Raw genomic sequence first — 14,300 nt, forward strand, 5'->3', positions numbered from 1 at the left:
GTATGTCTTGTACCCAGCAAATGCAGATTGCATAAGGGATTCGTGTGCGCATACATATTCATTGATCTGTAGCTCAACGGTTAGAGCAACTGCCTTATACGCAGCAGGCTACCGGTTCAAATCCGGTCAGATCAACACTTTTCCGGATAGTGTAATGGTTAACATATCACACTTTGACTGTGATGTTCTCAGTTCGAATCTGAGTCCGGAAACATACAAATGGTGTCAGTAATTCAAGGGCAGAATACCCGAATGTGAATCGGGATATGAGGGTTCGAGTCCCCCTGACACCCATAAAAATTATTAGCAACAAATATGACATAGCAATGCAACACATCAACAAATGGAGGCGGCTTAACGGAGACGAAATACAACGGCCTATCGCAGATGAAATTACTGAAATGCTGATCGCTGAAAGAGAAGCTGGTAATGATCTCAAAGTCTGTATCGGCACCGATAGCCAGGTAAAGGGACGAATCACAGAATTCGCCACCGTTATCGTTTTTCTCCGGAAAGGTAAAGGTGGATTCATGTATATCCACAACTTCAGCACACAACGAAAAATGAGCATCAAAGAAAGGATGCTGGAAGAAGTGGGCAGAAGTATAGAAGTGGCTTACTCATTGTGTCACATTTTCACAGCATATAATGTGGACATGGAAGTACATGCAGACATCAACACCAATCCGAACTTCAGGAGTAATGATGCATTGAAAGAAGCAATGGGGTACATCATGGGAATGGGCTTTACCTTTCGGGCAAAGCCTCACGCCTTCGCAAGTACCTCCTGCGCAAATAAAATAGTACACTAAAAATCAGATCATATGGTTCATGTAAGCGTCCTGACGGACATTGCAGAAACAAGACAGAAAGATATTAGCAACACAGCACACATCCTCGGTTTTAAAACAACTGTGATGGCTACAACAAGAATGCTTGAGGAGGCAGATCTTGTTGATAACGGTAACGTGAAGATCAAAAGGGGAGTAGTGACTTTACCTGCGATCGTGCGGGATGATTAGACATTCCTGCAATGAACTTTTCTGTATGTTAATTCAATCACATGATATTTACAGGAGATCTTCATGGAGGATATCCATCGCTGCTGCATCACTAGGACTGCCCTGTTATCTGAACTGGCGCAGATGGAAATTGTATTGTCTTATCCCAGATCTGCTGGCTTAAGAGGGTAATATTATGGTCATTTCAGCCCTCACTATTTCACTGGTATTTTCAATTTTTATTGATTCTTACCCTTGATCAGCAGAGAACGAATGCTGACTTTAGCTTATTTTGTATTAAAATTGTGCTGTCTTTTATCCCATTGCCGACGTCTCTAAAGAAATGCGGATCAACCTGTAACGAACTATAGCGGGGCATTATACCACTGCTTAAGCATCATTAAATAGCTATTCCTTTTGTGGATTAACGATATTTCGCAAATCATCATATGGAACTAAACTCCATATCACTCACAATCAAATAGTTATCTATTGGCACAAAATTCACTTATCATAGACACACCATATAAATCAAATAAGCATTAGCAACCTATATGATCACACTTATTATTGACGACAATGCCATCGCACGAACTACATTGCTGGAACTTACCAGCCAGATTAAGGGCGTTGTTGTTGCCTGTGAGTGCGGAAATGCCATTGATGCCTATAACTATCTCCAGGAAAATACAGTAGACCTGTTGCTGCTGGACATAGAAATGCCGGGAATGTCCGGACTTGAACTGATCAAAAACATGGGTAATAAGAAGCCTGTTATCATCTTTACAACTTCCAAGAAGGAGTATGCGGTAGAGGCATTTGAGCTCAATGTAGCAGACTATCTCGTCAAACCAATTACCCCAGGCCGGTTCCTGCAGGCCATCGAAAAAGCCCGGCAAGTGGTTGAAAGTAATAAAGAGGAAATCCGCTGGGAGAATGATGAATTTATCTTCATCCGGGATTCCAATATTGTCAGAAGACTGAAACTGGAAGAAATTCTCTACGCCGAGGCTATGGGCGATTATGTCAAGTTATTCACTGCCAAGAAGTTCTTCGCCGTACATACCTCCTTACGTTCCCTGGAAGAACGCCTGCCAGCATCTCGTTTTCTGAGAATACACCGTTCCTATATGGTCGCCATCGATAAAATAGACACCCTGCAGGACGGAGCCGTCCTCATAGGAGAGAAGAGCCTGCCCGTGGCAGACGCCTACCGTAAGGCCCTTAATAAGCGAATGAACGTACTATAAGCCGGCTAACCGAATAAGGCTCCCGGCGATCAATTTTGCCCGTCTGGCGAAACCTGCCCGACAGGGTGCTCCTGGTATATGACTTTTACGGATTGACATGAATAACAACCGCTTTACATACCTGATCCTTACCGCGTTCCTGATTGGTACGCTTATACTGGCCTTTATACAGTATAATTCCTCCAAAAATATCGATCAGCTGATCACAGGTAATCAGAAGCTGTTACGGGAACTCCAGGCGGGAAATAAGCTGCGGGAGCTTGAACGTGATATCATCTGGGTGGAATCCAGGATCAGGGCAGCAATTGCCACTGACGACACCTCTCATATCGAAGGGGTAGACGCCAAGATTGCCGAAGTGGAAGCATTTGTTGATACACTAAAGGACATGAATACGGACGATAGCGCCGTCATGTATATAGAACGCCTGCAATACCTCGCAGGGCTGAAATTGCACAACAAGAACCAGTTGATGCATGAGTTTTTCCGTACCGGCAGGATGGATGATACCAGTCTGATCGCCAATCCCCGGGCCAGGGAGATCTCTAATGAGATCAGTTCCGTAACCAGGAAAATCTATGACAGCCGTCAGCATGTAATGACGGAACTAAGTAACAGCATCAATGAAAGTAGTAGAAGAGCAAGAAACTGGGGTATCATCCTGATCTGTCTGATCCTGATGACAGCAGCTGGCATGCTCTGGTTTGTAATGAGCAGGATCCGCAGGCAGCAACAGCTGATACTGGAACTGGACAGATCGGAGAAAAAGATCCGTGAGATTGCCATGATCAAGGAGAATTTCATGACCAATATGAGCCATGAGATCCGTACCCCGCTGAATGCCATTCTTGGCTTTACCAATCTCTTAAAATCCCGGAAACTGGATGATTCTTCTACCGAATTCGTTGGTTCTATCCAGAAGGCGGGCGAGAATCTATTGACCATCATCAACGACATACTGGATCTCTCCAAGATCGAAGCCGGTATGGTCAGGATAGAATCCAATCCGTTCAGTGTACGCGGCCTACTACACTCTATACAAACGCTGTTCAGTGAGAAAGTAAAGGAAAAGAAACTGGTATTACAGGGAGAGATCGCTTCTGACGTACCCGATACGCTTATCGGCGATGCTACCCGTCTGACACAGGTATTAGTAAACCTGATCGGAAATGCGCTGAAATTCACAGAAAAAGGCGGTATTGTCATTTCTGTCAGTAACAGGCAGAGCGACGGAAATATCATTCAACTGGCATTTGCCATTACAGATACGGGCATTGGTATTGAGCCTGACAAACTGGGTTCCATCTTTGACCGTTTCAATCAGGCAGAAGATTCTATCACCCGGAAATATGGCGGTACAGGTCTGGGACTCTCTATAGTAAAAGACCTGGTCATATTACAGGGAGGAGATATTAGTGTGGAAAGCGAGCCGGGTAAGGGAACGACATTCCGTTTCTTTATTCCTTATGCCATTGCCTCCCGACAAATGCCGATACCTGACAGCATTGATATCAGTCAGTTCAGGATCACCACCAACAATGAAGTTAAGATACTGGTAGTAGATGATAACGAGATGAACCGCAGTCTGATGAAACATCTATTTACCGAGTGGGAGCTTTCCTTTGATTTGGCGAGCAATGGTATGGAGGCACTTGACTGTCTGAAAAAGAGCCGCTACGACCTGATACTAATGGATATCCAGATGCCGGAGATGGACGGTTATACCGCTACCCGCGTCATCCGCAAGGAAATGAAACTGGAAATACCGATAGTGGCCATGACCGCTCATGCGCTTGCAGGAGAAAGGGAAAAATGCCTGAGCAACGGGATGAATGAATACATCTCCAAGCCCATCAATGAAAAGGAGCTTTATCAGCTGATCAATCGTTTTGCTGCTATTTCAAATGTAAGACAGGAGAAAGCAACGCCGGTTATTCCGACGGCACAAATACCGGCTTATCAGTATATCAACCTGGACTACATGAAGGAGATCAGCCAAGGGAATAAGGTATATGAGAAAAAGGTTACCAGGCAGTTTATTGATGCCATGCCGGTTGAATTGGAACAGTTACAACAGGCATTTCACAACAACGATATTACAACATTAAGAAGTACAGCGCACAACCTGAAAACGACCATTTCGATTATGGGACTGACAGAGCGCTTATCTCCCACATTAGATGAACTGGAATCAGCACCGGCCATCACTCCGCCGTTACAGATTCACATTGATCTGTTGAAAAGATTCACAGACAATGCGATAAAGGAGGCAGAAGATTTTTACTCACAGGTGTAACGTTAACCCGGTCATTTAAGAGAGCAGCTCACAACTGCTCTTTTTTTGTGCCATCAAGTTTCCCCCGACAGCGACAGTTTTTGCCTGTTTAGCGAACGACGCTTTCGTTCAGCTTTCATTTAAAGTAGTTTTATATCAACACTTACAGCAAGCAATTAATTCACTAAAATCTAAAGCGACCCATATGCTACGTCCTATATTTAACGCCGCTCGCGATCACTATCAGGGAGATCCATTCGCCCCTGTTGAGTTGGTGATGTATTCTGATCTTCATAACGCAGCCTGCGCCTCTATATATCCTGCCATCCAGCACCTTCGCAGTATGATGGGTAATGATCTGAAATTTGTGTTGCGTCACTATCCGGCGCCAGATAAACATCCGTTATCACTGGATGCAGCTATTGCGACAGAAATAGCCGCCAAATACGGTAAGTTCTGGGAAATGCATGATATTATCATCGAGAACCAGACCCGCCTGTCACGCAGCATATTTCCTTATCTCGCGTCAGCTATTGGCGTAGATATGGCATTCTTCGAAGAAGGCAGAAAACACCGGGAGGTATTTCACAAGATCATCAATGACTATGAAGGCGCAAGCCGCAATGGTGTGGATGCTGCTCCTACGATCTTCATCAACGGCAAAAAATATAACGGGCATCTTCACTATGCCAGTCTTTACAAAACCTGTCGCTACGCCATCACGCTAAAAGAAATGGCATTCTAAAATCCTCCTCCTTAACGCTTAAATATTGATGTTATGACTACCACCAAACCATTCTTTGAAATCTATACATTCGAACAGATCAGGAACAACCATGAATTTAACGGCAACACCCCACATGCTCACGAGCTCATAGAAATTATCTGGACCGTATCCGGCAATAGTTTCCTGAAAGTGGACATGCAAACTTATTCCCCTGAAGGCGATCAGATCTTCTGTATCATGCCTAACCAGACGCATCATTTCTCTATTGATGAAGATGAAGATGCAGAGGGTTACATCATCCGTTTCAATGAACTTTTTCTCCAGGAGTATAACTCAGTATATCATGCAGATCTGCTGCTGGTTCTCATACAATCCGCTAATATCAGATATAACCGGGAAATCCGTCAGGAGATGGGATCCATTATGGATAAACTTATCCAGGAGTTCAGTCATCAGCAGCTGTATAGTCCGGATATCCTGAGTCGCTATCTCAACATATTTTTCATACACATGTCCCGCCAGTCGCACAGTCAGCAACCAGTTAGCCAGCAGCATCATAACGTCAGACAAGCGAAACGTTTTATCCAGCTGGTAGACCAGAATTTCAGATCACACAAGAAGGTATCTGAATTTGCAGAGCAAATGTGCGTGACTCCCAGTTACCTGAACGAAGCTATAAAAAAGGCCACGGGGTATACCGCTGGCCACCATATCCGCCAACGTGTAATCCTTGAAGCCAAGCGCTCTGCTGCGTATTCAGATGCCAGCATGAAAGAAGTCGCCTGGGATTTAGGGTTCACGGATATCTGCTACTTCAGCAAGTTATTCAAGAAAGAGACAGGCTATAATTTTTCGGAGTTTAAGAAACGACAGGAAAAAGTTTTGGCTGTATAGCAGATCGGGCGTGCCGGCGAGTGCCGGCATGCCTTTTTTGGGTTGTGTTTATTTTAAGTCAGGCCCACGGTGTAATGCCGTGGGCTTTTATTTATCTTCGGAGCGTAGCAATAAAGGAACTAGTAAATGCCATCGGGCAGAAGCACCGATATCCAGGGATAATAATACATCCGCCTGCCACGCAGAAAGAGATAGCGGATTTTGAAGAACGGATTGGATTTGAGCTACCAGCTGAGTTCCGGGAATTTTATTTCATCTGTAACGGCTTTGAGTGTACAGAGGATATATTTACTATATTTAGTTTAGCAACCATTCAAGATTATGCTAAAAACTACGGAAGTAACTGGTATAATTTTGCGGATTACATGATCGCTTCAGAAACATGGACATTACGTCAGAAAGCTGACAACCGCTATGAAATATTTTATGAGGACGGTAAACAGGAGGTCATATTAAGCGCTTCATTACACGAGTTCCTGGCACATTTTCTTCAGGGCGATGTATTTGACGAGGGTGGACTACATCACTGGTATATGCAGAAACTGAATGCCCTATAATTCCAATTATTAGCCGACAATTGACAAAACCCCGATAACCCAAAACATTTAAGCGCCGGATTGTCTGGTCGCCCTCCCTATTTGTCCACCTCGACAGATACTACTGTGCCGCCCATTGGTTTTAGAACATCTTTGTGTCATCAAACAAACAATTACACAAAAACAACTAAAAACCAACAATACTATGAACGCAAAAACATCAAAATTAATTTATTGGATAGGTGCAGTATTCATGTCTTTATGGTTCGGTGCAAGCGGCTTCTTTGAGTTAACGCATAATCCTGTTGTATGGGACATCACAGTACAACTGGGCTATCCTCCACACTTTATCTATATTCTCGGCGTAGCGAAGATCTGTGGTGTTGTTGTGCTATTAACACCAGAAAAACTGGTTCGACTGAAAGAATGGGTATTTGCCGGCATGTTCTTCGACATTATTTTCGCATTCTTCTCCAAACTGGCTGTACTTAATTTCGCAGCAACAATAGATGCCATTATTGCATTTACAGTTTTATCCGTAACTTATGCTATGTTCAGGAAACTGTATCCTGCGACATATGAAAAGGCTTAAAATAATAGTCTGAATATAGTTCTGGGTCGTTAATCTTTCGTTCAAAGACGAAAGATTAACGACCCAGAACTATATTCAGACTACTAATTAATAATAACAAGCTACTGGCATTGCCCAATATCCTGAAAGAAACAGACTGGATAAAGCCGGGAAGAAGTATCCTGGGACTAGCGGACAGAAGATACCTGTGCATACGTAGGAGCGAGGACGAGGGTCAGGAAAAACTGAAACCTTTCGATAAATAGGTGCTGAGCAGCTGTTCCTCAGATAAGTCAGGCTTGTGCAGCAACACAGAAGGGACTCCGGACAAAAGATGAGGTCGATTCCCTGATCAGCTAACGTTTTCAGGCCCAATTGGGATTAGACCCAAAGAATTAATATTTTTGCCCGACCAACTAAACAAACTGGTCTTCTAAAATCGGACTTTCAAAATTATTGTTGTACTACACTTGAGATAAATTAAAGATAAAAGGTTGTCAAATGAATTATAATCAGCAATATGCTGGTTAAAGAGTCCAGGTGAAGCAAGAACAAATAAATGAAACTATCTGACTTGTAAATGAATAGTTTTGTTACTAAAAAATGGGGAAATAATCTTGAAGCAGAAAATCAGAAGTCTCATTAATCAATTTATTGGAAACTTAAATATTGAAGAGAAAAAAATCTCCGTTAAAGATTTAAGTATTTTCTTTTCTGTTTTGTTAGCCACCTTCTCCCTCAGAAAAAATAGCGGTTTAAAAATAGACTCAGAGTATGCATCTTATCGTTCCGCATTTGCGTCTGAATTTGAACTTATACAACAGCGATTTCCGGAACTGATGGATATTTTTTCTCTGATTGAATCCCAGATCAGAACTGAACTCCTTATCAATATTTTTGAAAAATTAGACGCTATATATCAGGAAGAAGACGGCGATCTTGATGACATCATTTCCTGGTCTTATCAATACCTGAAAAGAGATTTGGAAAAAGCCGCTTTTAAAAAGGTGGGACAAGACAATGTAAAAATTAAAAATTCAGATTTACTATTCACAACGCAGTTTTTTACTGACAAGTACATGGTAAAATACATTGTCACCCAGGCGCTTTCCGGGTTTAAGGGAGCGCGTATTCGTGATGTTGTTCTCATTGATTGTGCCTCCGGAGGAGGAAATTTCCTGACTTACGGATTTAATATTCTTTTCAGGCTTTATCAACAAACATTCCCTTCCTGGTCAAACCAGGCTATCGTAGATGTATTATTGCAGGAGGCTATAACAGGCTATGATTTAGATAATAACTTATCAAAAATCGCAGCACTCTCCCTGTTTGTGAAAGCATCAATTTATGCAATACCTTCTCCGGCAACTACAATCAATATCTATGGTGGACAGGCGGATGACAATCTGGGCTTTTTAAACCCTGATATTATTTCTGATACCATTGGAGCATTGACTTTCAGAACCCGGTTAGACAAAATCGATAAAGCTGGAAAAATAAAAGTGTTCTTAACAAATCCTCCGTTTATGGGCAAAAGGGATATGGACACTTCACTAAAAAACTATCTCCAAAAAAACATTCCTGAAAGCAAGGGAGATCTTTGTGTATCCTTCATTCAGAGAATCATCCAGGAGATGAATGGCCATGACAGACTTGGCGTTGTATCTCAAAACAATTGGTTGTATTTATCTTCCTTTAGTGATTTCAGGAAAATGTTTCTTGAAAAAGAAACGCTCATAGAATGTGTTGATTTGGGAAGCAATGCATTTGAAGATATAAAGGGTGAAAAAACGAATATAGCGCTATTTATTATTGGCGACTCTTCCGACAAAACGACTCACTTTTATAATTTAAAAAATCTCAGCTACCATGAGAAGAAAAAAATGGTATCGGACAAAGCTTTCCCAATAGATTTAACTTTTTCATTAGCACAGCACCAATTTTTAAAAAATAACAATTTCGAGTTCAACTATCATCTTGAACATAGATTTGAGAATATTCAAAAATTAGATTTATACGCTAATTTTGGCTCCCCGATGCAGGGTACATCAACGGGCAACAATGCCGAGTTTGTGAAATTTGCCTGGGAAGTCAATGGAAATCCTGACTGGAAACTTGTAAGTAAAGGAGGGGGGTTCAGCAAGTGGATGGGATTGAACTACTATAAGGTAAACTGGGGAACAAATGCAGAAAAAATAAAATCTAATAAGGGTAGTGCGTTGAGAAACATTGACAAAATCCCCAACACACAACTCGTATATAGCGATACAGGCACACTAGGGTTAAATGTAAGAATATTAAAAGAAAACCAGGTTTTCATTGCATCAGGTCCAGGGATCATCGTTTCGTCCGGCGACATGTATGCACACCTTGCCTTTCTAAATTCAAAAGTTGCAACATTCCTGCTGAAACTTATCAATCCTAAGTTTACCATTAGTGCAGGTTATATTTCAAAAATACCTGTAGCGCCGAACATCCTTAACGATACATTTATTGCAGACCTGAGCAGAAAATGTCTTGCGTTAAAAGAGGAATACCTCAAGGGCAAGTTGCCCAACATTGAATTTGAGCATCAGGAATACCATCTTATCAAAGACCTGGATGCACACCTTAAACATTGTATACTATCGGATCTGCAAAATGATTATCAACGCCTGTTACTGGAGTCAGAAATCGAAGCAGCCATCAGAAAGCAATATAATTTTGATGAAAAAGAGCTGAAGGAACTGAATAGCGTTGTAGGAGAGTTAGCCGTCTTCAATAAAAAGAAGATGGAGGAAACTGACATTGAAAAATTAGATATGCTTTTGTCGAAAACTATGGATATAAATTGTTTTTCGTCAAGTAAGTCCATCAATGGGTTTTCAGTCGGTAGTGAGTCTATATTGGAAGACCTGTCTTATAAACTAGACACAAATCCTTCATTCATTCTTTCTTTTATAAAAAAGAATATATCGCAGTTTAAAACGACCAAAGCAAAGTATTTTAATGATCTGTTACACAAAATCATGCTGTACGAATTGGGCGTAAAACAAATATTCACTTATAAATCTCAGGTGGTAAGTATAGAAAGTTTAATCAGGTCCTTGAAAAAATATACTTTTCTGGCAAAACGGGACGATCTGTTATCATTGATTACCCCTATTTTGTTAAAGCATCACCAAACAAGCTTTTTTAATAAACCCCTGATATCACTTTCCGGGGAAAGTTTAACTATCGGATATTCACACAATGGATAAAACATTAGCACTATATGAGCACATACTAAGGGAATATCTTTCTGCTTATTTTGACAAACAGCAAAATATCAATCCAGTTGAGTTAAATAGAGAACGGTTTGCAACCAAAGCTTTATTTATTGCTACCATATTCTTCCTGAAAAATCACTCAGGTAAAACCCCGACAAAATTAGTGCAGGAAGCAAATGACTGGCTGAAAACCCAATTTGCACAGGAGAATTTGCTTTCAACGCTCATTGATAGTGTTAATCCTTTACTCATTCATCTTGTTAATAAACATTTCAGCGAAATAGACACAACGGATGTATTGTCACTGGATATATCCACCTTTTATGAAACGCTGTTAGGTATCGAAACAGGGAATGAAAATAATCTTGTTGAAATCTCTACCGGTAAGAATTATCGTAATAAACTAGGGAGTTATTATACCCCTTCTGAGCTTGCGAAATCCATTACACAAAAAACAATCGACACGTTTTTTACATCCAATTTTGGGATAAACAAATTATCTACGGCAAACCATGTAGATGCTGCTATTTTAAAAGAGATTTCAAGCATTAGTTTCGTGGACTTTTCCTGTGGAGGAGGTAATTTTCTGATAGAAATACTGAAGTATTTTGAGCAGGTTGCCAACAATTTAAATGTTACTGCTGAAGAAAAGCTGCAAATACTCAGATCGGTCGCTAAAAACATCTCTGCCTTTGATGTTGATTGCCTTGCATTGGAAGTGGCAAAGTTAAACTTATTGCTATCCACGGGGTTACATCATGCTTATGCAACTGTATCGGAAAATTTTATACATGGAAACTTCCTTTTACAAAGCACCTTTCCAATCGATGAAAAAAAGAAAATAGAAATTTTCTCCAGCGGTTTTATCTATCACGAAGCGCTTTCAATTTTCAAAGAAAAGGTGAGCAAATATGATGTAATTCTGGGAAATCCACCCTGGGAAAAGATCCGTTTTGAAGAGAAGAAATTTTATGCCCTTTATGCTACCTCCATTTCAAATAATCATTTTAAGGAAAGCCGCATAGAGGAAATAAAAACAACTATTGAGAATAATACTCATTTAGCCGCGTTTTCTCAAAACTTTCAATCTGAAATAGAAAATGCAAAAAGTGATATCAAGAAAAACCCGGTGTTCAATCTCTCAAACAACGGAGAATTAAATACTTATGCATTATTTACTGATATCGCCATTAAATCAAAAACGCAGAGAGGCATAATTGGCTTGGTGTTAAAGAGTGCTATTGTAACCAGTCAGATTAATAAAACGCTCTTCCAGTATTTAACAAAGGAGCAACTTATCATTGCTATTTACGACTTTATCAACCGTAAGAAAATATTTGCCATTGATAGCAGAGAACGGTTTTGCTTTCTTCTTTTGGGGAAAACGACTAAGTCGACATTCGATGTAGCCATGAACCTGGTGCAGGTATCAGCAATTCATTCGATCAAATCAAATGTCAGTATCTCCCATCAGGATCTGAAGATGTTGAATCCGCTTACTGGTATGCTTCCTAACTTTTCAACAAAAGAAGAGATCAGATTTCTGTTGAGAACGTCTAATGAATTCCCATTTTTCGGACAGATATATACTAAAGTGCGATTCGGCAGGATTGTTCATCTTACCAGTCATGCAACATTCATCACAAAAAAGCAATCTGCTACAAATACGCCAGTGTATGAAGGTAAATTTTTCAATCAATTTAACGGGAGATATTCCGGCTTCAATAACGTACCGGAGGAATTAAGGTATGGGAGTAAGTCATCATCGGCAGTATTAAGCGAAATAGCGGCGAATGGAAGAGCAGACTATCCTGAGTCGAGATTCTTTATAGACACGGAAAAATGGATACAGCTATCAAAAAATCATACGGAGTCCTTTATGTTGGCCTGGAGAAGCCTGACTTCTGCCTCTAATACACGTACCTGTATTGCAACGATCTTACCATTTATCCCCGCGCTGCAATCAGTGCAATTTCTAACGACATCTCCACACGATCTGTTATACTTATGTGGGATGTTTAACGCAGTTACTTTTGATTTTATCCTGAAGAAAAAACTTAGCGGAATTGACCTGACGCAGTCTGTAATCAATCAAATGCCGGTGCCCGAAGTCGAAAAGACCGCTATTGTTATTCCATTTGACGGCCGTAATCTCAGTATTAAAGACCACATATCCTTACTCGTATTTTCACTTTTAGACGATGATATCCGGTTGAAACCACTTTTCGAAATACTACACCTACAGGCTCCGGTTGAAGAAAGTCGTGCGTCTTTAATCAGAAAAGTAGACTTATTCTTTATGTCTCTTTACGGGTTAAGCGAATCAGAACTCACATTGGTTCTCTCAGAATTCAGTAAACAATATACCCGGGAGGACCTGGAGTGGTTCAAAACAAATCTGAACGCTTTAAATAAAACCATAAGCTCTGCCGGTAGTAGCATTTCCCATCTTACCCCAGGCTGATGAGTACTGAATTAATCGATCCATCTCCTGCTTATCAAGAATCTCCAACTTGTAATTAGTTTCGTCGATCCTTGTAAAGAGAAGAATTTTATCGATAAAGCCGCCTTCGTGGCCCAGCTCCATTCTGGAGATACGCGTTAACCGTTCCCCATCATCTGTTCTGCCTTTCAATTGTATTCTCCAGTTACTGTTATCTGGGGTATACTTTACCGTATTTCCTTTATAGATTTTATTTGCCAGATGTACGCTAAAATCCAGCGTTGTGCCAGTATCATCCGGATCAATTCCAAAATAACTTACACTACCGTCTATGTCCTGTCCATTTAAAACGCCTCTTTTAGATACATCAAGCTGGTTTTTTGAGCCTCCTGTCATCTTTCCGGTTTCTACCCACATCATACCTGTTTTCAACTCAATCTCTTCATTGACTACTTTCACGCTGTCATCGTCTTCAATGATTATTTCATCTTTATTAACAACATTCTTAAATCCTTTAGGAGGCCGCTTGGGTGTCAACTTCTGGAACGTTTTTAATAAAGCATCATAATCGGCTGATTTTTTCTCCGCATACTCTTTATTGATGTTATTGAATTTTTTTCTGCTTTCCGCTTCAGGTAGAACAATCCTATTCGCTACAAGCAGGGCCAGTATATCCGCTGTCAATCGTTTACAATTAGGATGAGTCCTGTCCATAACTTTTCCATAGTAGCTATAAATACTTGCAAGAAATGCCATCCCTTCCGCATCATCGCTACCTATTTTCACAGCAATAGAAGATTCAATACTCTGAAAGAGACCTCTTTCTGTAAGATTGGATGAACCAATCAGGACTTGTGAATATTGCTGTCCTTTAAAGATATATATCTTAGGGTGATAGATAATATTATTGGGGGAAAAAACAACATAGGTCTCAATATCCAGCTCAAGCAACTTTTCAAGTGCTTCCTTTGAGGTGCCGTTCAGGTCAACACCGATAAACAAACAAACCTGTCCTTCTCTCGCACGGAAAGCTGTAAGTTGATCAAGTATGTTCTTCAATCCTCCTATACTCAAAAATGCGACAAATGCATTAAAAACATTAAGAGCTGTATTACCCAGTGCTTCAATTACCAGATTTCCTACAGGATTATCATTAACGGGATCCAAACCTTGCCCTATAAATTTTAGTTCCATTCATCAAAGTTGATAGTTAAGCTATAGAAACAATCGAGTGATGGGGCGAATCCGATATCAGACCCAAAACTTCTTAAAAAGCGGCAATTGTAATTTTATAAAAATACAGATAACGTGATAAATACAAAAGAAAAAGGACGGTGTTGCTACAAGTCTGTTTC

General features: G+C 40.6%; 11 protein-coding genes and 2 tRNA genes. 12 read left to right on the top strand and 1 reads right to left on the bottom strand.

The annotated features are described in order from the left end of the window. The first annotated feature begins 62 nt into the window (after positions 1–62). The 12 genes from CPIN_RS02820 (at position 63) to CPIN_RS02880 (ending at position 12,966) form a co-directional block, all read left to right on the top strand. Positions 63–135, top strand: a tRNA-Ile gene (locus CPIN_RS02820). A gap of 86 nt (positions 136–221) precedes the next feature. Then, a tRNA-His gene (locus CPIN_RS02830) sits at positions 222–293 on the top strand. Between the two features lie 33 nt (positions 294–326). Next, positions 327–812, top strand: a complete 486-nt coding sequence (locus tag CPIN_RS02835) for a ribonuclease H-like YkuK family protein (protein ID WP_012788249.1) — start codon at positions 327–329, stop codon at positions 810–812. 12 nt (positions 813–824) lie between these two features. Beyond that, the gene (locus CPIN_RS02840; protein WP_012788250.1) at positions 825–1,022 is read left to right on the top strand and encodes a hypothetical protein; all 198 of its coding nucleotides are present in this window, start codon (positions 825–827) and stop codon (positions 1,020–1,022) included. Between the two features lie 533 nt (positions 1,023–1,555). Continuing rightward, positions 1,556–2,251 (top strand): LytR/AlgR family response regulator transcription factor, encoded by a 696-nt coding sequence (locus CPIN_RS02845; RefSeq protein WP_012788251.1) that lies wholly within the window; start codon positions 1,556–1,558, stop codon positions 2,249–2,251. Between the two features lie 97 nt (positions 2,252–2,348). Continuing rightward, a complete protein-coding gene (locus tag CPIN_RS02850) occupies positions 2,349–4,547 on the top strand; it encodes an ATP-binding protein (RefSeq protein ID WP_012788252.1) in 2,199 nt (732 codons plus the stop codon). Between the two features lie 184 nt (positions 4,548–4,731). After that, a complete protein-coding gene (locus tag CPIN_RS02855) occupies positions 4,732–5,271 on the top strand; it encodes a DsbA family protein (RefSeq protein ID WP_012788253.1) in 540 nt (179 codons plus the stop codon). Positions 5,272–5,304: 33 nt separating this feature from the next. Continuing rightward, the gene (locus tag CPIN_RS02860; RefSeq protein WP_012788254.1) at positions 5,305–6,147 is read left to right on the top strand and encodes an AraC family transcriptional regulator; all 843 of its coding nucleotides are present in this window, start codon (positions 5,305–5,307) and stop codon (positions 6,145–6,147) included. Positions 6,148–6,221: 74 nt separating this feature from the next. Next, a complete protein-coding gene (locus tag CPIN_RS02865; protein ID WP_012788255.1) occupies positions 6,222–6,704 on the top strand; it encodes an SMI1/KNR4 family protein in 483 nt (160 codons plus the stop codon). A 184-nt stretch (positions 6,705–6,888) separates the two neighbouring features. Continuing rightward, positions 6,889–7,275 (top strand): DoxX family protein, encoded by a 387-nt coding sequence (locus CPIN_RS02870; RefSeq protein WP_012788256.1) that lies wholly within the window; start codon positions 6,889–6,891, stop codon positions 7,273–7,275. A gap of 596 nt (positions 7,276–7,871) precedes the next feature. Next, on the top strand, positions 7,872–10,493 hold the full coding sequence (locus CPIN_RS02875) for an Eco57I restriction-modification methylase domain-containing protein (protein ID WP_044217729.1): 2,622 nt from the start codon (positions 7,872–7,874) through the stop codon (positions 10,491–10,493). Beyond that, positions 10,486–12,966 (top strand): Eco57I restriction-modification methylase domain-containing protein, encoded by a 2,481-nt coding sequence (locus CPIN_RS02880; protein WP_012788258.1) that lies wholly within the window; start codon positions 10,486–10,488, stop codon positions 12,964–12,966. The genes CPIN_RS02875 and CPIN_RS02880 overlap by 8 nt, the downstream gene beginning before the upstream one ends. On the opposite strand, the gene CPIN_RS02885 is transcribed toward CPIN_RS02880, so the two are convergent. Next, positions 12,910–14,139 (bottom strand): restriction endonuclease PLD domain-containing protein, encoded by a 1,230-nt coding sequence (locus CPIN_RS02885; protein WP_012788259.1) that lies wholly within the window; start codon positions 14,137–14,139, stop codon positions 12,910–12,912. The two genes, CPIN_RS02880 and CPIN_RS02885, sit on opposite strands and share 57 nt — an antisense overlap. Between the last annotated feature and the right edge of the window lie 161 nt (positions 14,140–14,300).

It is taken from the genome of Chitinophaga pinensis DSM 2588 (genome assembly GCF_000024005.1).
Classification (GTDB): Bacteria; Bacteroidota; Bacteroidia; order Chitinophagales; family Chitinophagaceae; genus Chitinophaga; species Chitinophaga pinensis.